General features: G+C 62.2%; 18 protein-coding genes. 9 read left to right on the top strand and 9 right to left on the bottom strand.

Going from position 1 to position 22,190, the window contains the following annotated elements:
• Nucleotides 1-5: 5 nt before the first annotated feature.
• The 5 genes from HNQ36_RS11125 to HNQ36_RS11105 form a co-directional block, all read right to left on the bottom strand.
• Nucleotides 6-878, bottom strand: coding sequence for a branched-chain amino acid ABC transporter permease (locus HNQ36_RS11125; protein ID WP_184084855.1), 873 nt, complete (start codon nt 876-878; stop codon nt 6-8).
• Nucleotides 879-1,092: 214 nt separating this feature from the next.
• Nucleotides 1,093-2,292: an ABC transporter substrate-binding protein gene (locus HNQ36_RS11120; RefSeq protein WP_046828389.1), complete on the bottom strand. Its 1,200-nt coding sequence runs from the start codon at nt 2,290-2,292 to the stop codon at nt 1,093-1,095.
• 81 nt (nt 2,293-2,373) lie between these two features.
• The gene (locus HNQ36_RS11115; RefSeq protein WP_184084852.1) at nt 2,374-4,233 is read right to left on the bottom strand and encodes a feruloyl-CoA synthase; all 1,860 of its coding nucleotides are present in this window, start codon (nt 4,231-4,233) and stop codon (nt 2,374-2,376) included.
• Between the two features lie 629 nt (nt 4,234-4,862).
• Nucleotides 4,863-5,543 carry a Fe2+-dependent dioxygenase gene (locus HNQ36_RS11110; protein WP_184084849.1) on the bottom strand — a complete coding sequence of 227 codons (681 nt, stop codon included), beginning with the start codon at nt 5,541-5,543 and terminating at the stop codon, nt 4,863-4,865.
• A gap of 137 nt (nt 5,544-5,680) precedes the next feature.
• Entirely contained in the window at nt 5,681-8,086 is a 2,406-nt protein-coding gene (locus HNQ36_RS11105) for a TonB-dependent receptor (protein WP_184084846.1), read from the bottom strand.
• Nucleotides 8,087-8,324: 238 nt separating this feature from the next.
• Between HNQ36_RS11105 and HNQ36_RS11100 the strand changes: the two genes are divergently transcribed.
• The 7 genes from HNQ36_RS11100 (at nt 8,325) to HNQ36_RS11070 (ending at nt 15,681) form a co-directional block, all read left to right on the top strand.
• Entirely contained in the window at nt 8,325-9,500 is a 1,176-nt protein-coding gene (locus HNQ36_RS11100) for a PepSY-associated TM helix domain-containing protein (protein ID WP_184084843.1), read from the top strand.
• 193 nt (nt 9,501-9,693) lie between these two features.
• A complete protein-coding gene (locus HNQ36_RS11095) occupies nt 9,694-11,805 on the top strand; it encodes a TonB-dependent receptor (protein ID WP_430641363.1) in 2,112 nt (703 codons plus the stop codon).
• Between the two features lie 253 nt (nt 11,806-12,058).
• Nucleotides 12,059-13,045, top strand: coding sequence for a tonB-system energizer ExbB (exbB, locus tag HNQ36_RS11090; RefSeq protein WP_184084840.1), 987 nt, complete (start codon nt 12,059-12,061; stop codon nt 13,043-13,045).
• A 4-nt stretch (nt 13,046-13,049) separates the two neighbouring features.
• On the top strand, nt 13,050-13,481 hold the full coding sequence (exbD, locus tag HNQ36_RS11085; RefSeq protein WP_184084837.1) for a TonB system transport protein ExbD: 432 nt from the start codon (nt 13,050-13,052) through the stop codon (nt 13,479-13,481).
• Between the two features lie 18 nt (nt 13,482-13,499).
• The gene (locus tag HNQ36_RS11080) at nt 13,500-14,252 is read left to right on the top strand and encodes a TonB family protein (protein WP_184084834.1); all 753 of its coding nucleotides are present in this window, start codon (nt 13,500-13,502) and stop codon (nt 14,250-14,252) included.
• Nucleotides 14,253-14,410: 158 nt separating this feature from the next.
• Complete coding sequence (locus HNQ36_RS11075; RefSeq protein ID WP_184084831.1) at nt 14,411-15,106, top strand: cytochrome c biogenesis protein CcdA; 696 nt, start codon at nt 14,411-14,413, stop codon at nt 15,104-15,106.
• Nucleotides 15,107-15,123: 17 nt separating this feature from the next.
• Nucleotides 15,124-15,681: a thioredoxin family protein gene (locus HNQ36_RS11070; protein WP_184084828.1), complete on the top strand. Its 558-nt coding sequence runs from the start codon at nt 15,124-15,126 to the stop codon at nt 15,679-15,681.
• 49 nt (nt 15,682-15,730) lie between these two features.
• Here the strand turns inward: HNQ36_RS11070 and HNQ36_RS11065 are convergent, their stop codons facing one another.
• Nucleotides 15,731-16,267 carry a methylated-DNA--[protein]-cysteine S-methyltransferase gene (locus HNQ36_RS11065; protein WP_184084825.1) on the bottom strand — a complete coding sequence of 179 codons (537 nt, stop codon included), beginning with the start codon at nt 16,265-16,267 and terminating at the stop codon, nt 15,731-15,733.
• 137 nt (nt 16,268-16,404) lie between these two features.
• Here HNQ36_RS11065 and HNQ36_RS11060 point away from each other — a divergent pair, with 137 nt between their 5' ends.
• Nucleotides 16,405-16,770: a DUF1304 domain-containing protein gene (locus tag HNQ36_RS11060; RefSeq protein WP_184084822.1), complete on the top strand. Its 366-nt coding sequence runs from the start codon at nt 16,405-16,407 to the stop codon at nt 16,768-16,770.
• Here the strand turns inward: HNQ36_RS11060 and HNQ36_RS11055 are convergent.
• The gene (locus tag HNQ36_RS11055; RefSeq protein ID WP_184085923.1) at nt 16,767-17,195 is read right to left on the bottom strand and encodes a DUF1330 domain-containing protein; all 429 of its coding nucleotides are present in this window, start codon (nt 17,193-17,195) and stop codon (nt 16,767-16,769) included. The genes HNQ36_RS11060 and HNQ36_RS11055 overlap by 4 nt on opposite strands.
• Nucleotides 17,196-17,392: 197 nt before the next feature.
• Here HNQ36_RS11055 and HNQ36_RS11050 point away from each other — a divergent pair, with 197 nt between their 5' ends.
• A complete protein-coding gene (locus HNQ36_RS11050; protein ID WP_184084819.1) occupies nt 17,393-19,675 on the top strand; it encodes a transglycosylase domain-containing protein in 2,283 nt (760 codons plus the stop codon).
• A gap of 69 nt (nt 19,676-19,744) precedes the next feature.
• Here HNQ36_RS11050 and HNQ36_RS11045 read toward each other — a convergent pair whose 3' ends face one another.
• Both HNQ36_RS11045 and HNQ36_RS11040 read right to left on the bottom strand, forming a co-directional pair.
• Nucleotides 19,745-20,584, bottom strand: coding sequence for a M48 family metallopeptidase (locus HNQ36_RS11045; protein ID WP_046828376.1), 840 nt, complete (start codon nt 20,582-20,584; stop codon nt 19,745-19,747).
• 249 nt (nt 20,585-20,833) lie between these two features.
• The gene (locus HNQ36_RS11040; RefSeq protein WP_184084816.1) at nt 20,834-22,159 is read right to left on the bottom strand and encodes a polyhydroxyalkanoate depolymerase; all 1,326 of its coding nucleotides are present in this window, start codon (nt 22,157-22,159) and stop codon (nt 20,834-20,836) included.
• Nucleotides 22,160-22,190: the final 31 nt, after the last annotated feature.

The raw sequence follows: 22,190 nt of genomic DNA, 5'->3' as shown, positions 1-22,190 counted from the left end.
CATGGTTAGATCTCCCGCCGGCCGAGAATGCCGTTCGGGCGCCACAACAACACAGCCGCCATCAGCACGTAAATCAGAACGCTCGAGACGCTCGGGAAGAACACCTTGCCGAACGTATCGGTGAGACCGATCAGCAGCGCGCCGATCGCCGCGCCGCCGATCGAACCGATGCCGCCGAGCACGACCACGACGAAGGACAGAATGAGCATGCTGTCGCCCATGCCGGGATAGACGGTCGAGATGGGCGCGACGACGATGCCGCCAAGCGCCGCCAGCGCAATGCCGACCGCGAACACGTAACGGTTCACCGTGTCGAAATTGATGCCGAGCGTGCGGGTCATCTCGCGGTTCTCGGCACCGGCGCGCACGATCATGCCGATTTTTGTGCGCGTGATGACGAGGAAGATGATCGCAGCGGCCACGAGACAGAACACGCAGATCGCGAGCCTATAGACCGGATAGGACAGATTGTCGGTGAGCTGGATCGCGCCGCGCAGCCCTTCCGGCGGCAGCACCGAATGCACGTCCTTGCCGAACAGCAGTTGCCGGACTTCATCGATGACAAGGATCAGGCCGAAGGAGAGCAGCACCTGCGCCAGATGATCGCGTCCATAGAGCCTGCGGATGAAAACGTTCTCCAGCAGCAGCCCGACGACGAAGGCGACGGCAACACCTCCGACGACGGCGACCCAGAAGCTGCCGGTATAGGCCGCGATCCAGTAGGCGAGATAAGCGCCCAGCATATAGAACGCGCCGTGCGCGAGATTGATGACACCGAGAATGCCGAACACCAGCGTCAGCCCGCTGGCGACGAGAAACAGGACCGTCCCGTACTGAATGGCATTCAGAAGCTGAACGCCGAGGGTTACGAAATCCATCGCGAAGAATCCTGTCGAGAATCGCAAAAGTGAAGACTAACGTTGCAAGTGAATGCCTCACCGTCATGGCCGGGCTTGTCCCGGCCATCCACGTCTTGGGCACCATCATGGAAGGCGTGGATGCCCGGGACATAGGCGTTCTTTTAGAACGCCGTTCTTCGAACGGCTATGCCCGGGCATGACGAACTCCGACTAATACGCCGGAAGCAACGCCTTACGTCATCTTGCAGCCGCGTGCCGGATCGTTGACGCTGGCCTGCGCGATCGACACCATTTCGTTGCGGCCGTTGCGCACCTCGCGCAGATAGATGTTCTGGATCGGGTTGTGTGCCTTGTTGAAACTCAGCGGCCCGCGCGGGGAGTCGATCTTCGCTGCTCCCATTGCCGCGATCATCTTGTCTTGCGCCTTGGCATCGCCGCCGACCGCCGTAAGACCGATGTCGAACAGCGCCGCTGCGTCATAGCCCTGCACGGCGTAGATGTCGCCGTCGAGGCCGGTCTTGGCCTTGAACGCCTTCAGGAAGGCGACGTTGGCCGGGTGATCGAGATTGTCCGCATAGTGCAGCGTGGTCTTGATGCCGTTGGCCGCCTCGCCCTGCGCCGCAAGGGTGCCGTCGGTAAGGAAACCCGCGCCGTACAGCGGAATGGTCTTGTTGAGGCCCGCCGCCGCGTAATCCTTGACGAACTTCACAGCACCGCCGCCGGCAAAGAACGAGAACACCGCGTCGGGCTTCAATGTGGCGATGCGGGTGATGAGCGCCTGGAATTCCACTTCGGGGAACGGCAGCGTCAGGTCCTCGACGATCTTGCCGCCGGACTTGGTGAAGTTCTCCGAGAACGCGCTGATCATTTCCGCGCCGGCGGTGTAGCGCCAGGTGATGGTGACCACGTTCTTGACGCCGGCATCGACCAGCACCTTGCCGGCGGGATAGGTTGTCTGCCAGTTCGAGAACGAGGTGCGGAACACGTTCGGCGCGCACAGCGCGCCGGTGGCGTCGTTGGCCCCCGCGTTCGGAATAATGAGCATGGTCTTGGTGTCGCGGGCCACCTTGACCATCGCCATGGCGACGCCGGAATGCACCGTGCCGACCACAACGTCGACCTTCTCGCGCCCGACCAGGCGGTTCATGTTGTCGGTCGCTGCTTCCGGCTTGGATTCATCGTCCACCTTGACGAACGTCACCTCGCGACCGCCGAGCTTGAGACCCTTCTGCTGATAGTAAAGCTCGAAGCCGTTATCGATGAACTGGCCGAGCTTCGCGAATGTGCCGGTATACGGCAGCATCAGACCCACCTTCAGCGGCGCATTCTGCGCGATCGCCGGGCTGAACAGGCGCGGCGTCACGGCGAGTGTCGCGGCGCCAGCCGCGCCGGACAGCAGCGTCCGGCGGCTCACCTTCAAAATCTTGGACATAGACGTCTCCCTCTCGTTTTTATGTTTGAATCCGATTGCAGCACGCATAGCCCGCTGTTTTCAAGATGGACCTTGTGCCCATCAGGCCGGGCATCCGATCCAGTCACCGCATCCGTCGTCGTCGAGCCTTGCGAGGTCTGGCGCGCGCCGCGACTGCACCGCGCGCTGGTTGATGTAACCCTTGTCGGTGATCTCGCCGCCGTCGACCGACGGCAGGTCCGCCAGCAGCAAAGCGCGGGTGGCGAAGCTCGACGAGCCGCCGCCCTTGGCCTTCAGCCGCGCGAGCCCCTGCGCCACCGCGTCGCGGATCACCGATGCACGCAGCACCTCGGCAACGTCGGCGTCGGGCAGTTTGGCCAGCGCGCGGCAGGCCGGAATATTCGGAAACACCAGAAAGCGGACGTCGTCCTTGTCATGTCCGGCGACCACGATGTCCTGCGCCAGCGGTGCCAGCGCGGCGATACCGGCGATGCGCAACGTGCCGACGCTGACCCAGGTGCCGGATGTGAGCTTGAAATCCTCGGCAACGCGGCCGTCGAAAAACAGGCCGAGTTCGGGGCGCGCGGCATCGGCGAAGATCATCGCGTCGCCCATCAGATAGAAGCCGTCGGCGTCGAACGCCTTCGCGGTCTGCTCGGGCGCTTTCCAGTATCCCGGCGTCACGTTCGGCCCGCGCACCCGCGCCTCGAGCTTGTCGCCTGTCGGCACCAGTTTGATTTCGGTGCCGGGGATCGGCACGCCGATATTGCCCGAGCGCGGCGCCTGGAAATGGCAGTCCGTCGCCAGCGGCGCGGTTTCGGTCGAGCCCCATGACGACACCATCGGCACGGCATGGCCGACGGTCGCGATCGACAACGCCTCCAGCGCTTCCCAGAGATTCTGCGGCAGCGCGGCGCCCGCATAGAACAGCAACTTCACCTGCGAAAAGAAGCGCCGGCGCAACTCGTCGTCTTCGCGCAATGCTGCGATCAGCATGTCGTAGCCGCGCGGCACGTTGAAATACACCGTCGGGATCACATCGCGCAGGTTGGCGAGCGACAGCGCGAACAGGCCGGGCGCGGGCTTGCCGCTGTCGATGTAAAGCGTGCCGCCGTTGCGCAGCACGCAGTTGAAATTGTGATTGGCGCCGAACGTGTGGCTCCACGGCAGCCAGTCGAGCGTGGTGAGATTGGGCTCGCCGAGAAACGGCCAGGTCTGGATTTTCGCAGCCTGGTTCGAGGTCAGCATGCGCTGGGTGTTGATGACGGCCTTCGGCGTGCCGGTCGAACCCGACGTGAACAAAAACTTCGCGATGGTGTCATGACCGACGCCAGCAAACGCGCGCGTGACATCCGGGGTCTCTGCGGCAGCGGTCAGCGACGAAAAAGCAATCGCATTGTCAAAGCCGTCCGGATCTCCGGCGACAACGATAGCCGTGTGCAGCGGCGCGATAGCACTCAACGCAGGAGCGAACATCCTCGCGCTGGAGACATAGATCGCGCCGGGATCGAGCAGTGCGACCATGCTTTTCAGCTTGTCGAAATCCTTCGAGACCAGCGAATAGGCCGGCGACACCGGCGCCGCCGGCACGCCGACGTGCATCGCCGCCAGCATGAATACGGCGTGGTCGATCGAATTGTCTGAAAGAATCACCAGCGGGCGTTCCGCGCTCATACCCTGCGCCAGAATCCAGGCGCCCGCCGCGCGCACCCGCCGCAACGCTTCGCGATAAGTCAGCTTGGTCCACGGCGCATCAGCGCTGCTGCGCTCTGCGAGGAAAAACGTATCGGGCGTGTCGCGCGCCCATTGCTCGAGCCAGTCGCCGACACAGCGCGCGAACGGCTGCAACGGCGTCGCCGATTTCAGCCAAATGCTTCCGTCAGGTTTGCGTTCGGCGACAATATCCGGCGCGGCGAACAAAGCCTGCGCGCTGGCCTGACGATGAGCGGTGGCCGCCGTCATGGCCGCGCACCGACCAGCATTTCTTCCGCCGCAGGTTCTGCGAACGCAGGCATCGGCTTCCCTCCCCTCGGAGACTGCATGTTTAGAATAATAATGCAGTTATTCCTGCCGCTCTTCGGCGACTAATGCAATATAATGCAGATTGTTTAGAACGTGTCAATTGCCGCGGGACTCTGCGGCTGCGGCAGCATGCCGCCTACTGTTTCATCATCCGGGTCAGCCCGCGCGGCGCTTCCGGAGACGCGGGGAGCTGCCTCAACCCGACTAACGTGCTGTTTTTCATCGAAAATTACACGAACCGAGCGTGGCATCACCTCTTCCATATAATGACGCACCGCTTGCTCCGTGAAGCCAACGAAACGACTGACGCCGATGCCGCCAACCCGAAATTACCTGCTGCAAGCCGGCTGCGCGCGATCACTCATTAGAAAGAAGAATGGCAGAAGCGATTTGTGACCGAGACTGTTGTGGATCGTAGCCCGCATCGCTATGTGCCGTCACCCTGAGGAGCGGCCTCTTGGCCGCGTCTCGAAGGGCAGCGGCATAACCTGCCCTTCATCCTTCGAGGCTCGCAAAAGCTCGCACCTCAGGATAACGGGCACACAACTCATCGCGATTTACGCGACGACCTACAGCTCGGCCCATTGCCGAAGCATGTTGTGATAGAAGCCGGTCAACGTGACCACCGAGGGATGATCGGGCACATCCTGGTTCAGCCGGATGATCGCCATGTCGAGATCGAACAGCATGGCGCGATGGCTGACGTCGCGGATCATGCTCTGGGTCCAGAAAAATGACGCGATGCGCGAGCCGCGCGTAATCGGCGTCACGTGATGAACGCTGGTCGCGGGATAGATGATGGCGTCGCCGGCGGGCAGCTTCACGCTGTGACTGCCATAGGTGTCTTCGACAACCAGTTCGCCGCCGTCGTAATCCTCGGGCGACGAGATGAACAGCGTCGTCGATACGTCGGTGCGAATCCGTACCGGCAGTTGCGAATGGGTGCGAATGGCGTTGTCGATATGCGATCCGAACGTCATGCCGGCGTCGTAGCGGTTGAACAGCGGCGGAAAGATCTGCATCGGCAACACAGCCGACATGAACAGCGGATTGCGCGAGAGCGCCCCGCGCACCATGTCGCCCAACTCGCGCGCCTCGGCGGACTCCTCGGGCAATTGCAGATTGAACTTGACCTTGCCTGACTGATGACCGGCGGTGACGTTGCCATCGACCCAAGCGGCCTTGGTCATGACGTCCTTGCAGCGCGCGACCTGCTCGGGCGTCAGCACATTCGGAATGTGCAGCATCATGGCATCGACTCCTTCATTGACGCGACAGCGTTAGCGCCGGAACGCGTTTCGTCCAAGTCCATTTGCAAGGACCTGCCCTGCAAACAACATGGCCGCCCTGACCGAGCGGCCCGTTGCAGACATAACAGCATCCGCAGTTACTTGACGTACTTCGCCGGCACTACCGCCGGCTCCGGCTCAAACCGGATGCGATAAGTCAGCGACGCATAGCGACCAGACGCAGGCACCGCGTGACCGGCGTAGTACTGGGCATAGTACATCGCATCGCCGATGTTGTAGACGTTCAGCTGCAACGTCGAGTTTCGCGTGACCTTGTAGGCCGCCATCGCGTCGAACTTCCAGAACGACGGAACATAGGTCGTGTTGGTCGTGTTCGCGAAAGCATCGTCCTGATACTGCACGCCGCCGCCGATGGTCAGATCCGGCGTGATGGCATAGGACGTCCACAGATTGAAATTGTTGTGCGGGGTGCCCGGCAGTTCACGGCCAAGCTCCGCGAGATTACGGGTGCTGACAATTTCAGACTGGAGATAGCTATAGCCGGCGAACACCTGCCACTTGTCGGTCAAGGCCCCTGCGATGCCAAGCTCGATGCCGTCAACACGTGCAAGCCCGTCGAGCACCAGCGCTGCGGTCGTATCCGCTGGAGCGGACGAAATCCGCAGATTGGTCTTCTCGATGCGGAAAATTGCGCCGGTGACACTGAGCTTGTTGTTGAGGAAATCCGCCTTGGCTCCGACCTCGATGGTTGTGTTCTTTTCGGGATCAAGCAGCGGGCTCGCTGCATTGTTGACGGCACTCGAAAGGACGCCAAATTCTGCTGATGGATTGAACGACGTTCCGTATGCTGCATAGACGCTGGAGTTTTTGGTCGGATGGAAAACGCCACCGACGCGCCAACTCGTCATATCGTCCGTGCGACCAAGATTACGATTCGCAGCGGTCGCGTTACCGGGATCTCCGAACTCGGCCTTGTAGTAGTCGTGCCGGATCGAACCGAGCACCTCGAAATACTCGTTGATCTTGATCTGATCGAACGCATACGCGGCGACCGTGGTGGTTTCGGTCGAGAGCGACGTGTTCCAGCCGCCGAAAAAGCCGCCAAATGACGTATCGACGGGATAGTAGGCGCTCGTCCGGCAAGCCAATTGAGCGGGATCGCATAGATTCGAAGCGGTTCCGGTTGGACCGACGCCGCGCGCACGCTGCTGGTAGCGTGTTTCGCGCGTCGTCTCCAACCCTGCCGAGAACGTATGCAGCAACGAGCCGGTGTAGAATTTACCCCCGATGTCGGTCTGGTTCGTCAGCAGCGTGTTGTTGGTCTCGATCTGGAAATGCTGCCGTCCGATCGTCATCTGATCGACAGGATAACCCGGCGTTACCGCTGTTGTGTTGTCCGCCTGAAGCAGGCTGCGCGGCGCAGTGTTGATCGCAAAGCGATTGTTGCTCACGTAACGCGTTGCGTTGCTGATCTTGAGATCGGGCGCAAGGTCGCGCTCGACCTTGATCGTGCCGATGTGGGTATCAGTCCGCACGACATCGGCGAGCGGACCGTTCCTGACGCCGTACCAGTTGCTGCGCGGCACCGGGATCGGCGCGGTCGCCTGACCGTTGCCGTAATAGCCCCCGTTTGTCAGTACACCGCTTGAATTTCGCGTCGGCGCCGGAAGATACGGCACGCCGTAGTCGGGAACGCTCTCTTCGCCCTGATAGATGTAGCTGACGATCGCCCGCGTTTCCGGATTCAGATCGATCTTGATCGACGGCGCAACACCCCAGCGCTTGACGCCGACATTGTCGCGGCCCGGGGTCGGCATGTCCTGATACATCGCGGCGATACGTCCGGAGACGTTGTCCTTCTTGCCGCTGGCATCGAGTTCGGTGCGGTAACCGCCCGCGGTGGTGCCGGTGACGAAGCCTTCGATATAGGGAATGCCGGTCGGCAGCTTGGTGACGAGGTTGATCGCGCCGCCGGTCGAACCACGCCCAAACGCGAAGGCCGACGGACCTTTGTAGACCTCAACCCGATCGACGTTGAACAGGTCGCGCGTGTACCAGCCCGGATCGCGGATACCGTCGCGGAAGATATCGCCGCGCGCTGCAAAGCCGCGGATAATCGGCGTGTCGCCCTGGTTGCCGCCCTCGCCCGCGGCGAAGGTGATGCCCGGCACGGTGCGCAGCGCATCTTCCATGCTGGTGAGCCGCTGCTCCTGCAGCACCTGCTGGGTGACGACGTTGACCGTCTGCGGCGTATTGAGCAGCGGCGTCGGAACGCGCGAGACCTGCGGAGCAGTGGCCTGATAGCCGCCAGCGCCACCATTGTTGGTGGTTTCCTGCACGTCGATGGTCGGAAGCGCTTCCTGCGCCATCGCGTTTGTCGCCATCATCACCGACGCGAGGCCGAGCATCGCTGGTCCGGGCTTTCGCACCGAAGCGCGAATAAAGGAAGACGATGAGGTTGCAGTCTGCGGCGCGGCGGCAACGGCGTCGTGCTTCTGGTTCTTCTTCGACTTTATTTCTTTGTTGAATTTGTTCCGACGCATCGCTTGCCCCACCCTTCAAGATGCCGCGCGTTCACCTGAACGGCGATTTCAAGGCAGCCTTTAGGAAAGGACACGGAAGCAGGGCAAGGCTTTGAGATTAGAACTTCTGCAAACTTCAACGGTGCGAAGCTTTGTCAATTGCAGCGATATGCCTGTTGTGAATAGAAGATGTGGATCAGCGCGGCGCGCAAACGCGCTCTTAGAATTTCTCCAGATGGAACTCCTGGAACGAATCCAAATGTCAGCACCACCTTCGACACACCGGCGTGGAGCCCTGAAGCGACTCTGGCGCAACATCCATCTCTGGCTCGGCATCGGCTTGTTCGTTTTGCTTGTGCCTGTTGCGCTGTCCGGCGCGATTCTCGTTTATCATGATGACATCGGCGAATTCATGAGCACGCCGCGCGGCGCGGTTGCGCCGTCGAAACCAACGGACATCGCGCTTGCTGTCGACAATGCGCGCAAGGCCGCCGGCGACGGCTTCGTGCCGCTGTTCATCGGTTTTCCGGAAAACGATCGCGTGCCGCTGACGATTGCGTTGCGCGGACCTGCGGCGAAGGGCGAACGTCCGGTGCGTCTCACTGCGAGCATCGATCGTCACGACGCGCACGTGATCAGCATCGCCAACTTCCGCAACACGTTCTTCGGCTTCATGCACGTGTTCCATGAAAATCTCACCATTCCGAACTACGGACGCAGCATCGTCGGATGGACCGGCGTCGCGATGCTGATTCTGTCGCTCACCGGCCTGTATCTGTGGTGGCCGCGGCACGGCCAATGGTCGCGCGCCTTCGTGTGGCGGCGGAGCCCCGCGACGTCATCGAACCTGCATTACATGACCGGCTTCTGGATCTGCTTTCCGCTGGTGCTGATCTCGCTGACCGGAATTTATCTGGCCTGGCCGCAACAGGGACGCGAACTCCTGTCGTCGGTGGCACCGATGACGGCGCAGCCGCCGCGCGGCGGTGGTCCGGGAGGCCAGGTGATGGCGAACCCGACACGTTCGCCGTCCGAGATTTTCGCAACCGCATCCGCGCGGCCGAACGCGACCGTCGATGCAATCTTCTATCCGAACCAGACCGGCGCCTGGCGCGTCAGGCTTCGTGAAGAGGGCAAGACCGAACCGGTGACGATCATGATCAACGACCGCAGCGGCGACATCAGCGTCGTTCAGCCGCTGTCGGGAGACCGGACCGCGTCATGGATTCGCTGGCTGCATGAAGGCAGTCATTCGGGCGAGATCTGGCGTTTCGTCGTATTCCTGAGCGGCATCATTCCGGCGGTGCTCGGCGTCACCGGCATTCTGATCTGGCTGCGCCAGCGCCGTCAGCGCGCGCTGATAAAGAACAACACGCCGCACACTGCAGCGAACAAACCGTCGCGTCCCGTCGGCGACGCTGCGCCTGCCGAATAACCGCAACCACCTGACGCATATTTTTCTGCCATTCGTCGGGCACGACTTCGCGCGCCTCCGGCGAGATTCGCCGTCACTTGTCCGTTTCTCCCCGCTTCACTTTCCTATTAAGAATCAATCGCAAAAACTTATTGCGAATAATTCGCACTTGCATTATCAACTCTCTGCGAGTTGCGTAGGCGTTGGGGGCGAAATGCGTTTGAAATCATGGGTTTCTGCAGCAGGCATGGCCTGCGTATCGGTGACTGGGGCTGGTGTCGGCCACGGCCAGGCCCAGGAGGTCCTTCCCGAGATCGCGGTGTCTGCGCCCGCCCCGACAGCGAACACGTCCAGCGACGGTCTGCAGCGCGGGCCGGTCAACATCATCGACGACACCTTTCAATCCACCACCGCGATCACCGGCCGCGAGATTCAGCGCAGCAGCGCGGCTTCGCTCGCCGACCTGCTCTCTACATTGCCGGGTGCCTCGTCATCGACCTTCGCGCCGGGCGCGAGCCGCCCCAACATCCGCGGCCTCGACGACTATCGCGTGCGCGTGCAGGAAAATGGCATCGGCAGCCAGGACGCATCCGACTTCAGTCAGGATCACGCGGTGCCGATCGATCCGCTCGCCGCCGACAAGGTCGAGGTGATCCGCGGACCGTCGACGCTGCGTTACGGATCGCAGGCGATCGGCGGCGTGGTGAGCGCTACCAACAACCGTATCCCAGAGAAACTGGTGCAGGACGGTTTCAGCGCGCGGTTCAAGGGCGGCGCTTCATCGGTGGACAACGGTCTTGACGGTGCGGTCAGCCTCGACGCCAGCGGCAACAACGTCGCGATCCATGCCGATGCCTATAGCCGGCGCGCGGGCGACTACCGGATTCCCGGCGGCGTGCAGGCCAACACGCGGCTGCAGAGCGAAGGACAAGCCGTCGGCGGCTCCTACATTTTCGACGGCGGCTACGTCGGTACCGCGATCCAGCACATCACCAGCCTCTATCACATCCCCGGCGTGATCGATGCGCCGCAGAATTTGCGCATCGACATGGAACAGACGAAATGGACCAGCAAGGGCGAGTTGCGCGCGCCAATCGAAGGCATCGATGCGGTGCGTTTCACCTTCGGCGCCAGCAACTACAAGCACGACGAACTCGGCCTCAACGGCAATGGCGTCGATGTGGTGAAGAACATCATCAAAAACCGCGAGGTGGAAGGCCGATTCGAACTGGACCATGCGGCGGTTGCGACGGGCATCGGTGCGCTGACCGGAACATGGGGCGCGCAATTCGGCCAGCGCGACCTTGGTACCGACGGCAGCCTCGGCGGCCTGCTGGCGCCGACCAAAACCAACACCGCCGCGGCCTTTGGCTTCGAGCAGATTCAGTTCACCAACACGCTGCGGATGCAGGCCGCGGCGCGCATCGAGAACCACATCGTCAAGGGGCTGGCGCCGACCTTCCCGGCGAACTTCCTGCCGCCGCCCAACACTTTTTCTGAAGAGCCCGCGCGGCGAACCTTCACACCGAAAAGCGCCAGCCTCGGTGTGTTGAAGGACCTGCCCTGGGACATGGTGGCGACGCTCAACGCGCAGTATGTGCAGCGCGCGCCCGCGGCGCCTGAACTTTTCTCGCGCGGCTCCGACGGCGCGTCAGGAACCTTCGTGATCGGAAATCCGGATCTCAAGATCGAGACCGCGCAGACCGCCGAAATCGGTCTCAAACGCGCCAAGGGACAATTGCGGTTCGAGACCAGTCTTTATTACACGCGCTATCAGGACTTCATCTTCAAGCAGGTCACCGGCAACTTCTGCACCGATACGTTCGCCACCTGCGGCGCCGCCGGTCCGCTGACCCAGGTCGCTTACGGCCAGCGCGATGCGATTTTCCGGGGCGCGGAAGTCGCGGCCCAACTCGACGTCACGCCGCTCGGCGACGGCATGTTTGGCATCGACGGACAGTATGACATTGTGCGTGCAACCTTCACCGATGGAACCAACGTGCCGCGCATCGCGCCGATGCGCGCCGGCGGTGGCCTCTGGTGGCGCAGCGCCGAATGGTACACCCGGGTCGGCCTGCTGCATGCATTTGCGCAGAACGACGTGTCGTTCAACGAGACCCCGACCGACGGATACAATCTGCTCAGGGCAGAGGTGAGCTACACGCATACGTTCAACAGAACCGATAGCGGACCGCGCGACATCACCGTCGGCCTCGCCGGCGACAACCTGCTCAACGAGCGGATTCGCAATCATATTTCCTTCAAGAAAGCCGAAGTTCTTCAGCCCGGGCTCGGCGTGCGGGTGTTCACGAATGTGAGGTTCTGACGGGGCGGAAACTCTGGAATCGTTCCAGTTTTGGCTAAATCTACCCCCCCGGTGGCGACAAGGACACCGCAGTGCATTATTCTGAAAATGAAACTCGCCTCCCGGCAATGGCTATGGCCGCGGTGCCTCGCCGCGGATTTGCCGACGAGAGCTTTGGGCGAAAACTGCAAGACGGCGAAAACTGCGAAACAGCAAGCCATCCGACGTTGACCCGATGTCGGCTGCAAATGCGATTTGAAGAAGCGGAGAGCACATGACCAATACAAAAATGGCTGCGGGATCATTGGTCTTGCTTGCCGCTGCAACGTCTTTGATGGTCGCGCAGGCCTTTGCGCAAACGCCAACACCGGCTGCGCAAGCACCCATCGCTCAAACGCCAGCGCAATCGACGATCGCGCCAACACTTTCTCCGGCTCTCACTGCGCCCGCCACTCCGGCACCGGCCGCGCCGGCACCCGCGATGCAGCAGCCTGCCGCTCAGGCGCAAACCCCGACCCCGCAGGCCACCGCCGCTCAAACACCGGTCATTGGACAGACTGCAAAGAACCCTGCACTGCCACACAACCTGTCGCCGTGGGGCATGTTCATGGGCGCGGACATCGTCGTCAAAATCGTGATGATCGGACTGGCCTTCGCCTCGCTCATCACCTGGACGATCTGCGTCGCGAAGCTGCTTGAACTGCGCCACGAAACCAAGCGCGCGAAAAAGCGCATCAAGGTTCTCGCCAATGACATCTCGCTGATGGAAGCCGAGCGGGACGCCCGCAGCGGCAAGGATGCAGTGTCGCGGCTGGTGCAATCCGCAGCCGCGGAAGCCGCGCTGTCGGACACCGTCAACGATGAAGGCTTCAAGGAGCGCGTCGAACTGCGGCTCAGCCGGGTTGAAGCGGCGATGTCGCGACGAATTTCGCGCGGCACCGGCATGCTTGCCACCATCGGCGCGACCGCACCGTTCGTCGGCCTGTTCGGCACGGTGTGGGGCATCATGAATTCCTTCATCGGCATTTCCGAAGCCCACACCACCAACCTCGCCGTCGTCGCGCCCGGCATCGCCGAAGCGCTGCTCGCGACCGCGATGGGCCTGATCGCGGCCATTCCCGCAGTCGTGATCTACAACCACCTCGTTCGCATGATCACCGCCTACCGTGCATTGCTCGGCGACGCGACGGCGCAGGTGATGCTGCTCATCAGCCGCGACCAGGGCCGCCGTTCACTGCGCCTCGCGCGCGCGGCGGAGTAACGTCATGGGCGCACGTCTGGGTGGAAAAGTCGGCGGTTCGGATGACGATCTGACCGAGACCCACGAAATCAACGTCACGCCGTTCATCGACGTGATGCTGGTGCTTCTCATCATCTTCATGGTCGCCGCGCCGTTGGCGACGGTCGATATCGGCGTCGAGCTTCCAGCCTCCACGGCGACGCCACCGCCACGGCCCGACAAGCCGGTCTTCATCACGGTGAAGCCGGATCTTTCGGTTGCGGTCGGTGAGAACATCGTTCCGCGCACCACGCTGATCGGCGCGCTCGACACCGCCACCAGCGGCAAGAAAGCCGATCCGGTTTTCCTGCGCGCCGACAAGAGCGTCCCCTACGGGAAACTGATGGACGTGATGAACCTGCTGCGCAACGCGGGCTACCTCAAGGTGGCGCTCGTCGGGCTCGACGCACGAAACTGAGCAGAGAGCCTCGCGGTAATGAACACACTCGTCCTGCACGGACCGCCTGACATTTCCGACGTTCGCCGCTGGGGTCTCGCGGCGGCGCTGGTGGTGGCAACGCATGTGGCGCTGGTCGCGGGATTTGTGCTGTACACGCCGTCCATGCCGGACGCGATCGGCACGGCATCCGAGCCGATCATGCTCGATCTGGAATCCGCGCCGCAAACGCCGGAACCGGTACAGCAGGACATCGCGCCCGGGCCGCAGATGCAGGAAGCCGAACCTCCCGCCCCCGAGCCTGAAAAGCAGCCCGACGTTGTCGAGGAACAGATCGCGCCGACCCCGCTGCAGGAAAAGGCGGAGGTAGTAGCGCCTCCGGAGAAGCCGAAGCCAAAACCGGAGCCGGTGAAGCAGAAGCCGAAGCCCGTCGTCGAGAAGCCGAAGAAGCCGACCGAAAATCCCGCGCCGCAGACCACCGCGACGCCGCGCGCCGCGCAGGCCGCGCGCGCGAGCTACAACGGCATGCTCTCGGCGCATCTGCAGCGCTACAAGCAGTACCCGTCGGGAGCGAAAGCCGCCGGCGAACAGGGCGTCGCCATGCTGAGCTTCACCGTCAACCGCAACGGCAGTGTGACGGGTGCGCGGCTGTCCAAATCCTCCGGATCGTCGGCACTGGATGGCGAAACCATGGCGATGATCCACCGCGCCCAACCGCTGCCGTCATTCCCGCCGGAAATGACGCAAAGCTCCGCGAGCTTTACCGTGCCGGTGCGCTTCTTCATCCGCTGACCACATCCGCCGCGTGATCGCGTCTCACGCCCGCGTCACGAACACGTGACGCCATGCGTGGTAACATTCTGGCCGCCTCCCCGAAGATTCCCCCGAACCCATCCTGTGGCCGCGCCGTCATGCGCGCGGTGGCTTAAGAGTTTCGGCGGACCTCAATCGTGTTCAATCTTCTTCTCGCGGCGCTGGCCGGCGTCGTCACCATTGCGGCCCCCTGCACACTCCCGGTGCTGCCGATCCTGCTCGGCGCGTCGATGGGACAGACCAGCCGGCTTCGCCCGGCGTTCATCGCCGCAGGCTTCGTGCTTGCATTCTCGGTTGTCGCGCTGGCGCTCAGCGCACTGACGCGCATTTTTGATTTCGACCCGAACGTACTGCGCGACGGCGCGGCTGTTCTGCTCGCGATCTTCGGCGTGCTGATGATCTGGCCCGCGCCGTTCGAGTGGCTGTCGATCCGGCTCGCCGGTCTGACGCAGCAGGACACCACACCGCGCGACCGTCAGGGCCTGCTCGGCGGATTCATCCTCGGCACCACGCTGGGCCTGGTGTGGACGCCCTGCGCCGGTCCGGTGCTCGGCTCGATCCTGACGGTCATTGCAACATCGAAGGACACCGCATGGGCCTCGCTGCTGCTGGTGACGTATGCCGTCGGCGCGGCAGTCCCGATGCTGCTCATTGCCTATGGCGGACAGGCCGTGACCGCGCGCGTGCGCAGTCTCGCGCGGATCGCGCCGCGGCTGCAGCAGGGTTTCGGCGTGATCGTGATCGCCTTCGCCGCCGCGACCTACTTTCAATACGACACGCTCGCCGTGGCGTGGCTGACCCAGTTTTATCCCAATGGCCAGACCGGCCTGTAACGCCGAAGGAGATTTCCATGCGCCGATCCATCATGAGCATTCCGGTTATCGCACTCGCGCTGATTGCTTCGACCCTGCCCGGCCGCAGCGATGACGCGGGCAGCGCAGCCTCAACGATCCAGATGGTGGAGACGAAAGCCGCCGCGCCTGAATTCAGCGGCCTCACCAACTGGCAGAATTCCGGCCCGCTGACGATCGCAGGCCTGCGCGGTAAGGTCGTGATGGTAAACTTCTGGACCTATGGCTGCGTCAACTGCGTCAACACGCTGCCGCATGTCACGAAGCTCTATGCCAAGTACAAGGACAAGGGCTTCGTCATCGTCGGCGTGCACACACCGGAATTTCCGTTTGAGCGTTCGACGAGCAATGTGCAGGCCGCGCTGAAGCGGCACGGCATTACTTATCCTGTCGCGCAGGACAACAACTCGGCGACATGGAATGCCTACCGCAACCAGTACTGGCCGGCGCAGTACATCGTCGATCAGTCCGGCCGCATCGTCTACAGCCACGCCGGCGAAGGTGCATATGACGAGATCGACCGTACCGTCGGCAAGCTGCTGAACGCTCAAAGCTAGGCGCATCCTGATCGGGCATGATCCTTGAATTTCGAGGATCATGTCCGGATCATTCTTGGGGGCGCTTGAACGCCGCGCCTTCGTGCGCAAGCAGCCATTCTTTCCGCGCAAGACCGCCGCCGTAGCCGGTGAGCGAGCCGTCCGCGCCGATCAGGCGATGACACGGCACCACGACGCTGACCGGATTGGCGCCGTTGGCGAGGCCGACCGCGCGGGCCGCATTCGGCACGTCCAGCCGCGTTGCGAACGCACCGTAACTCGACGTCTTGCCGGCGCGTATCTTGTGCAGCTCACTCCACACCTTGCGCTGGAATGCTGTGCCGTTGGTCCGCCATTTGATCGTCTTCAACTGGCCGAGATCGCCGGCGAAGTAGCCGGTCAGCGCCGCGACGATGTCCTTCGGAGCGGACGCTCCCTCCAGAACATAGTCGCCGTAGTGCCGCCGCAGCAGGCGATGCAGCCGCGCCTCGTAATCGCTCCAGTCGAGCGCGCGCAGAAATCCCTGATCGTCGGTCACGAGCAAGGCGGTTCCGATCGGCGTCTCCAGCCGGTCGAGATGAAATCGCTTTGGTTGCTCTGCAGTCATGTTCGGCTTCCGTAACCGTGAATTTCGACCATCATGGCTGCAGCGATCCGGGAAGTCTTTCCGTTTTCCGACAAGATCGAGGCCTCGGCAATCATCGCGCTTGCTGCTAGGTTTCCCTCTTTCTGGGGGAGATTGCGATGAGCTTGATTGCCAATGGTCTGGTCGCGCTGGTGGCCGCGCTGCACATCTATTTCCTGGTGCTGGAGATGTTTCTCTGGACCAAGCCGAAGGGTCTGGCGACGTTCGGCAACACCATCGAGAAGGCGCAGGCCTCCGCGGTGCTCGCTGCCAATCAGGGGCTTTATAATGGCTTCCTCGCCGCCGGGCTGATCTGGGGCCTGCTCCATCCCAATCCGGCGTTCGGCTTCCAGATCAAGATGTTCTTCCTGCTGTGCGTGATCGTCGCCGGACTGTACGGCGGCTACTCGGTCAGCAAGCGGATCATCATCGTGCAGGCGCTTCCCGCCGCCGTCGCACTGGTCCTGCTCTGGCTCGCCCGCTAATCGGGGATTTCACCGAAGGTCGCACCGACCTGCATCGGCGCGGTGCGGATCAGCCGCGAGTCCTCGACCGCGGCCTGACGATGCTTGACCGCTTCGCGGTAGACCGGATCGCGGATCATCTCCACGAACGCCGCCACACTCGGATATTCGGCGATGAAGCAGTGATCCCATCGCTCCGTTGAAGGGCCGATCAGCATCAGTTCGAACCTGCCCTGCCAGACAATCCGACCGCCGAGCCGGGTAAATACCGGCCCGCTTTCGCGCCCGTAACTGGCATAGGCCTCCGCGCCGGTCGCCGCCCGGCCGTCGGGGTATTTCGCCTGCGCGTGCAGCCGCACCAGGTTCAGCATATGGATCGGACCGGGACGATCGTTGGTGCGGAACGCAGCGAACACTTCCTTGGTGGGATCGACATGGCCGGTCATCATCTTACCTTTGTGCATGAAATTGGCCGACAGACTCTGTCGATCCGCAAAGCCAGGTCAATAGAACTTCGGACCGGCATTTCTGGCATGCCGCGACGGAACATCTAATCCCTCGTTAACCTTTGCGTAACGCGCCTTTAAACCGCCGCCGCTAGCCTGCATGCCTTGCACAATCAGCATTGCCGGCACGGGTTTGGATGGCGTTGGGGCGTAAAAAGAAGAGCGGTCGCAAGGAGCCGAAATTCGACGGCGCCGCATCGCTTGATGGCGTCCGCCTCAATCCGTGGGACCGCGTCGGTGGGCCAGAGGACGACGAAGACGTCAAGCCGAAGCGTCGTGCAGCGAAAAGCCGTCCCGTCGATGACGACGAAGACGATGCCCCGCGCGAAACCCGTCCGCGCAAGACCCGCGCTGCAGCCCGCAAGGAAAGTAAAGCCAAAGCGAAGGGACGCTCGCGGTCCGGCCTCGGCCGTGTCGTGTACTGGGGCGCCGTACTCGGCCTCTGGGCGATCATCGCATCCGCTGGCGTGATTGTCTGGGTCAGCGCGCAACTGCCGCCGATCCAGTCGCTGGAAATTCCCAAGCGCCCGCCCACCATCCAGATCACCGGCATGGACGGCACCGTCATCGCCACACGCGGCGAAATGCCGGGCGCCAACGTCTCGCTGAAAGATCTGCCGCCCCATCTGCCGAAGGCGTTTATTGCCATCGAGGACCGCCGCTTCTATTCGCATTTCGGCCTCGACCCGACCGGCATCGCACGCGCGGCCTTCGCCAATCTCATGCATCGCGGCGTCTCGCAGGGCGGTTCGACCCTGAGCCAGCAGCTCGCCAAGAATCTGTTTCTGACGCAGGAGCGCACGTTCCAGCGCAAGCTGCAGGAAGTCGAACTGGCGCTCTGGCTGGAGCGCAAATACTCCAAGAACGAGATTCTGGAACTGTATCTCAACCGCGTCTATTTCGGTTCCGGCGCTTACGGCGTCGAGGCCGCGGCGCAGAAGTATTTCGGCAAGTCTGCACGCAATGTCTCGCTGTCGGAATCTGCGATGCTGGCCGGCCTCGTCAAATCGCCGTCGCGGCTCGCGCCGAACCGCAACCCGGAAGGTGCGGAGCGGCGCGCGCAGATCGTGCTGAGCGCGATGGCCGACGTGAAGTTCATCACCGACGCGCAGGCCAAGGCCGCGATCGAAAAGCCGTCCTATGCCGTCAGGCCGGTCGGCGCCGGCACCATCAACTATGTCGCCGACTGGATCGGCGAAGTGCTCGACGATCTGGTTGGCCAGATCGACCAGAACATCGTGGTGGAAACTTCGATCGACCCGAAACTCCAGAGCATCGCCGAAGCCGCGATCATCGACGAACTGGCCACCAAGAGCGTGAAGTTCAACGTCACGCAGGGTGCGCTGGTGGCAATGACGCCGGACGGCGCGGTGCGCGCCATGGTGGGCGGGCGCAATTATGCGGAAAGCCAGTTCAACCGCGCGGTGACCGCGAAACGCCAGCCCGGCTCGGCGTTCAAGCCGTTCGTCTATCTCACCGCCGTCGAAGCCGGCATGACGCCTGACACGGTGCGACCCGACGCGCCGCTCGACGTCAAGGGCTGGCGGCCGGAGAATTACAGCCGCGAATATTTCGGACCGGTGACGCTGACGCAGGCGCTGTCGATGTCGCTGAACACCGTGGCCGTGCGTCTCGGCCTTGAAGTCGGCCCCGCCAATGTGGTGCGCACCGCGCATCGGCTCGGGATTGCCTCGAAGCTCGAGCCCAACGCGACGATCTCGCTCGGCACCTCGGAAGTGTCGCTCAACGAATTGGTAGGCGCCTACGCGCCGTTCGCCAATGGCGGCCTCGCCGTCTCGCCGCATGTGGTGAACCGGATCCGCACTCCCGAGGGCAAGGTGCTGTATGCGCGCCGCAACGATCCACCGGCGCGCGTAATCGCCGCGAATGCTGTTGGCATGATGAATGCGATGATGCGCGAGACGCTTGTGACGGGAACAGCAAAGAAGGCGGACATTCCGGGATGGTCGGCCGCCGGCAAGACCGGCACCAGTCAGGATTTCCGCGATGCCTGGTTTATCGGCTACACCGCGAACCTCGTCACCGGCGTGTGGCTCGGCAACGACGATAACTCTCCGACCAGAAAGGCGACCGGCGGCGGATTGCCGGTCGAGGTCTGGACCCGCTTCATGAAAGTCGCGCACCAGAACGTGCCGGCGTCACCGTTGCCGGGCTCGATGCAATCGCCGGGCGGATTCCTGTCCAACCTGTTCCCGGGAACTTCGCGCGCGCCTTCACCGCAACAGCAGCCTTATCCTGCTCCGTCGCAGTCCAACAATCAGGATTTCCCGCCGCCGAATGCGCCCGCGCGCACTTCGCAACAAAGTCAGCCGCCGGTTACGCAAACATCCGGCCGCCCTGAATCGGCAGCTGGTCTCGATGGCTGGCTGATCGATCGGGTTTTCGGCGGACGACGTTGATCGCGCGCATAACTGAAGTCTGATTCAGCTTTACTGAATCAGACTCGCGGCATGCCACTCGGTCAGGTGTTATTCTTCGATGCCGTAACGATGAAGATCGTTGCCGTGGGTGTCGAGCCATCGCTTGGCACGCTCGGTCGCCGGACAAATTTTGGCGACCACTTTCCAGAATCGCGGCGAGTGGTTCATCTCGACCAGATGCGCAACCTCATGTGCCGCAAGGTAATCCAGCACATAAGGCGGCGCGAGAATCAGCCGCCACGAGAACGACAGCGCGCCTGCGGAGGTGCACGATCCCCACCGGCTCGACTGATCGCGAATGGTGATCCGCTTCACCTTGACACCGAGCACGTCAGCATAGCGATGCGAGGCTTCCGTCAATGCGGCGCGCGCTTCGCGCTTGAGAAAGTCATGGACGCGACGATCGATGAACTCAGAATCACCCGCAACACACAGAATCTTGTCGCCGCTGTCGCGTGTCTCCGGCCACACGGTTCCACGTACGCCGGCACGATGAACGATCCGGTGCAAATTTCCGCGCAACGGCACCGATGTACCAGGTGAAAACGGCGCGGCTTTCGGCAAACCACCGAGACGCGCGGCGATCCAGGCGCCGTGACGCTGCGCGAAGTCCTTGGCTTCAATCAGATTTCCGCGCGGAGGCATGGTGAGAATGGCTTCACGCCTGCTCGGATGAATACGCAACGTGTATCGGCGCGCGCGGCGATGTCGCCGCAACTGAATCGCGTAGATTGATGAGCCAATTTTGACCGCGAGCGTGCGCGGTTCGGTCGGGCGGCGATAAAGGAGAGCACGAAAGGCCATGTCAGCGGGTCCAGACAGCAGGAATTCGCCGGGATTCTGCCATATCCGCCGCCAGTGAAATTCATCGGCGCAAAAACAAATCATTTGCCCAATATATCGTAGTTTTAAAGGCTTAGCCTCTACATCCGGGGGGATGGAACATGAAATTTTGATTCATTTCTAACCCGGAACCGGCTTCTGAAAGTGCCGCCGGAATTCACTCCTCCGCCGCAATTGCAGAAGGAAAAATCGATCGTAAATTCAAAGGCTTATACGTTCACAGAAGACTCGGGAGCGAAAAGCCCCAAAATCCCCCTAAAACCGGGCTTTTTCGCCCTAAATGCCCGAAAAAGCCTATTCCGCAGCTGCCAGAGCCCGCTTGGTATGGGCCGACGACTGCATGAAATCGGAGATTCGAGGGACGATTTCCGACCTGAAGCGGGAGCCGTTGAACACGCCGTAATGGCCGACGCCCTTCTGCACATAATGCACTCGCCGCGCATCCGGAATCGAACTGCACAGTCCGTGCGTGGCTTCGGTCTGACCCAAACCCGAAATATCGTCGTTCTCACCTTCGACCGTCATCAGCGCAACGCGCTCGATCTTCGACGGATCGACCAGCTTGCCGCGATGCTTCATCTCGCCCTTCGGCAGAGCGTGTTTCACGAACACCAGATCGACGGTCTGCAGATAGAACTCGGCGGTGAGGTCCATCACCGCCAGGTACTCGTCGTAGAACTCCACATGCTTGTCGACGAGATCGCCGTCACCTTTGACGAGGTTGCTGAACAGGTTCTTGTGCGCATCGACATGGCGGTCGAGGTTCATGCTCATGAAGCCGGTGAGCTGAAGGAAGCCCGGATAGACGTCGCGCATGAATCCCGGATGCGGGAACGGCACCTTGGTGATGACGTTGTTGCGGAACCATTCGATCCCTTTTTGCTCAGCGAGATCGTTCACGCCGGTCGGATTGCGCCGCGTGTCGATCGGGCCGCCCATCAGGGTCATCGAAGTCGGGAAGTAAGGATCCTTGTCGGCTTCCATAATCGACACCGCAGCCAGCACCGGCACGGACGGCTGGCACACAGCCACAACATGCACGTCGCCCTTGAGCGCGTGGATCATCTCGATGACGTAATCGACATAGTCGTCGAGATCGAAACGGCCCTGCGCCACCGGCACCATGCGGGCATCGGCCCAATCGGTGATGTAGACGTCATGCGCCGGCAGGAAAGCTTCGACGGTGCCGCGCAGCAGCGTCGCGTAGTGTCCCGACATCGGCGCGACGATGAGCACGCGCGGATGCGGCGCGCGCAGCGGCTGGGTGAGCTTGCGCTCGAAATGCAGCAAGCGGCAGAACGGCTTTTCCCAGACCGTCTTGATCTCGACGGGAACCCGCATGCCGTTGACTTCGGTGTCATGCAGACCCCATTCCGGCTTGCCGTAGCGGCGCGTGGTGCGCTCGAACAGTTCGCAGCCGGCAGCGATCGATTTTCCAAATTCGGTGCTGGCGAGCGGATTGAACGGGTTCTCGAACCACAGCTTCGTCATGTCCGCCACCGCACGCGCCGGATTGAGCGAGGCCTGGCCCATTTCGTACATCCAGTACATGGGCGTGGTCAGCGCAGGACTGACCTCGGACGGCAGCTCTGGCGGCCTGCCAAATTCGCCTATCGGCATAGTGATTCCTCGATCCCGGTTTCGCAGCGCA

It is taken from the genome of Afipia massiliensis (assembly GCF_014203115.1).
In the GTDB taxonomy this organism is placed as follows: domain Bacteria; phylum Pseudomonadota; class Alphaproteobacteria; order Rhizobiales; family Xanthobacteraceae; genus Afipia; species Afipia massiliensis.
The sequence above is the reverse complement of the archived record's forward strand: the minus strand, read 5'-3'. Positions and strand labels throughout refer to the sequence as shown.

Excerpts from the sequence above, each read along its gene's own strand:
- HNQ36_RS11125 (WP_184084855.1), bottom strand. The coding sequence starts at position 878 with ATGGATTTCGTAACCCTCGGCGTTCAGCTTCTGAATGCCATTCAGTAC.
- HNQ36_RS11120 (WP_046828389.1), bottom strand. The coding sequence starts at position 2,292 with ATGTCCAAGATTTTGAAGGTGAGCCGCCGGACGCTGCTGTCCGGCGCG.
- HNQ36_RS11115 (WP_184084852.1), bottom strand. The coding sequence starts at position 4,233 with ATGACGGCGGCCACCGCTCATCGTCAGGCCAGCGCGCAGGCTTTGTTC.
- HNQ36_RS11110 (WP_184084849.1), bottom strand. The coding sequence starts at position 5,543 with ATGATGCTGCACATTCCGAATGTGCTGACGCCCGAGCAGGTCGCGCGC.
- HNQ36_RS11105 (WP_184084846.1), bottom strand. The coding sequence starts at position 8,086 with ATGCGTCGGAACAAATTCAACAAAGAAATAAAGTCGAAGAAGAACCAG.
- HNQ36_RS11100 (WP_184084843.1), top strand. The coding sequence starts at position 8,325 with ATGTCAGCACCACCTTCGACACACCGGCGTGGAGCCCTGAAGCGACTC.
- HNQ36_RS11095 (WP_430641363.1), top strand. The coding sequence starts at position 9,694 with ATGCGTTTGAAATCATGGGTTTCTGCAGCAGGCATGGCCTGCGTATCG.
- exbB (WP_184084840.1), top strand. The coding sequence starts at position 12,059 with ATGACCAATACAAAAATGGCTGCGGGATCATTGGTCTTGCTTGCCGCT.
- exbD (WP_184084837.1), top strand. The coding sequence starts at position 13,050 with ATGGGCGCACGTCTGGGTGGAAAAGTCGGCGGTTCGGATGACGATCTG.
- HNQ36_RS11080 (WP_184084834.1), top strand. The coding sequence starts at position 13,500 with ATGAACACACTCGTCCTGCACGGACCGCCTGACATTTCCGACGTTCGC.
- HNQ36_RS11070 (WP_184084828.1), top strand. The coding sequence starts at position 15,124 with ATGCGCCGATCCATCATGAGCATTCCGGTTATCGCACTCGCGCTGATT.
- HNQ36_RS11065 (WP_184084825.1), bottom strand. The coding sequence starts at position 16,267 with ATGACTGCAGAGCAACCAAAGCGATTTCATCTCGACCGGCTGGAGACG.
- HNQ36_RS11060 (WP_184084822.1), top strand. The coding sequence starts at position 16,405 with ATGAGCTTGATTGCCAATGGTCTGGTCGCGCTGGTGGCCGCGCTGCAC.
- HNQ36_RS11055 (WP_184085923.1), bottom strand. The coding sequence starts at position 17,195 with ATGACCGGCCATGTCGATCCCACCAAGGAAGTGTTCGCTGCGTTCCGC.
- HNQ36_RS11050 (WP_184084819.1), top strand. The coding sequence starts at position 17,393 with ATGGCGTTGGGGCGTAAAAAGAAGAGCGGTCGCAAGGAGCCGAAATTC.
- HNQ36_RS11045 (WP_046828376.1), bottom strand. The coding sequence starts at position 20,584 with ATGATTTGTTTTTGCGCCGATGAATTTCACTGGCGGCGGATATGGCAG.
- HNQ36_RS11040 (WP_184084816.1), bottom strand. The coding sequence starts at position 22,159 with ATGCCGATAGGCGAATTTGGCAGGCCGCCAGAGCTGCCGTCCGAGGTC.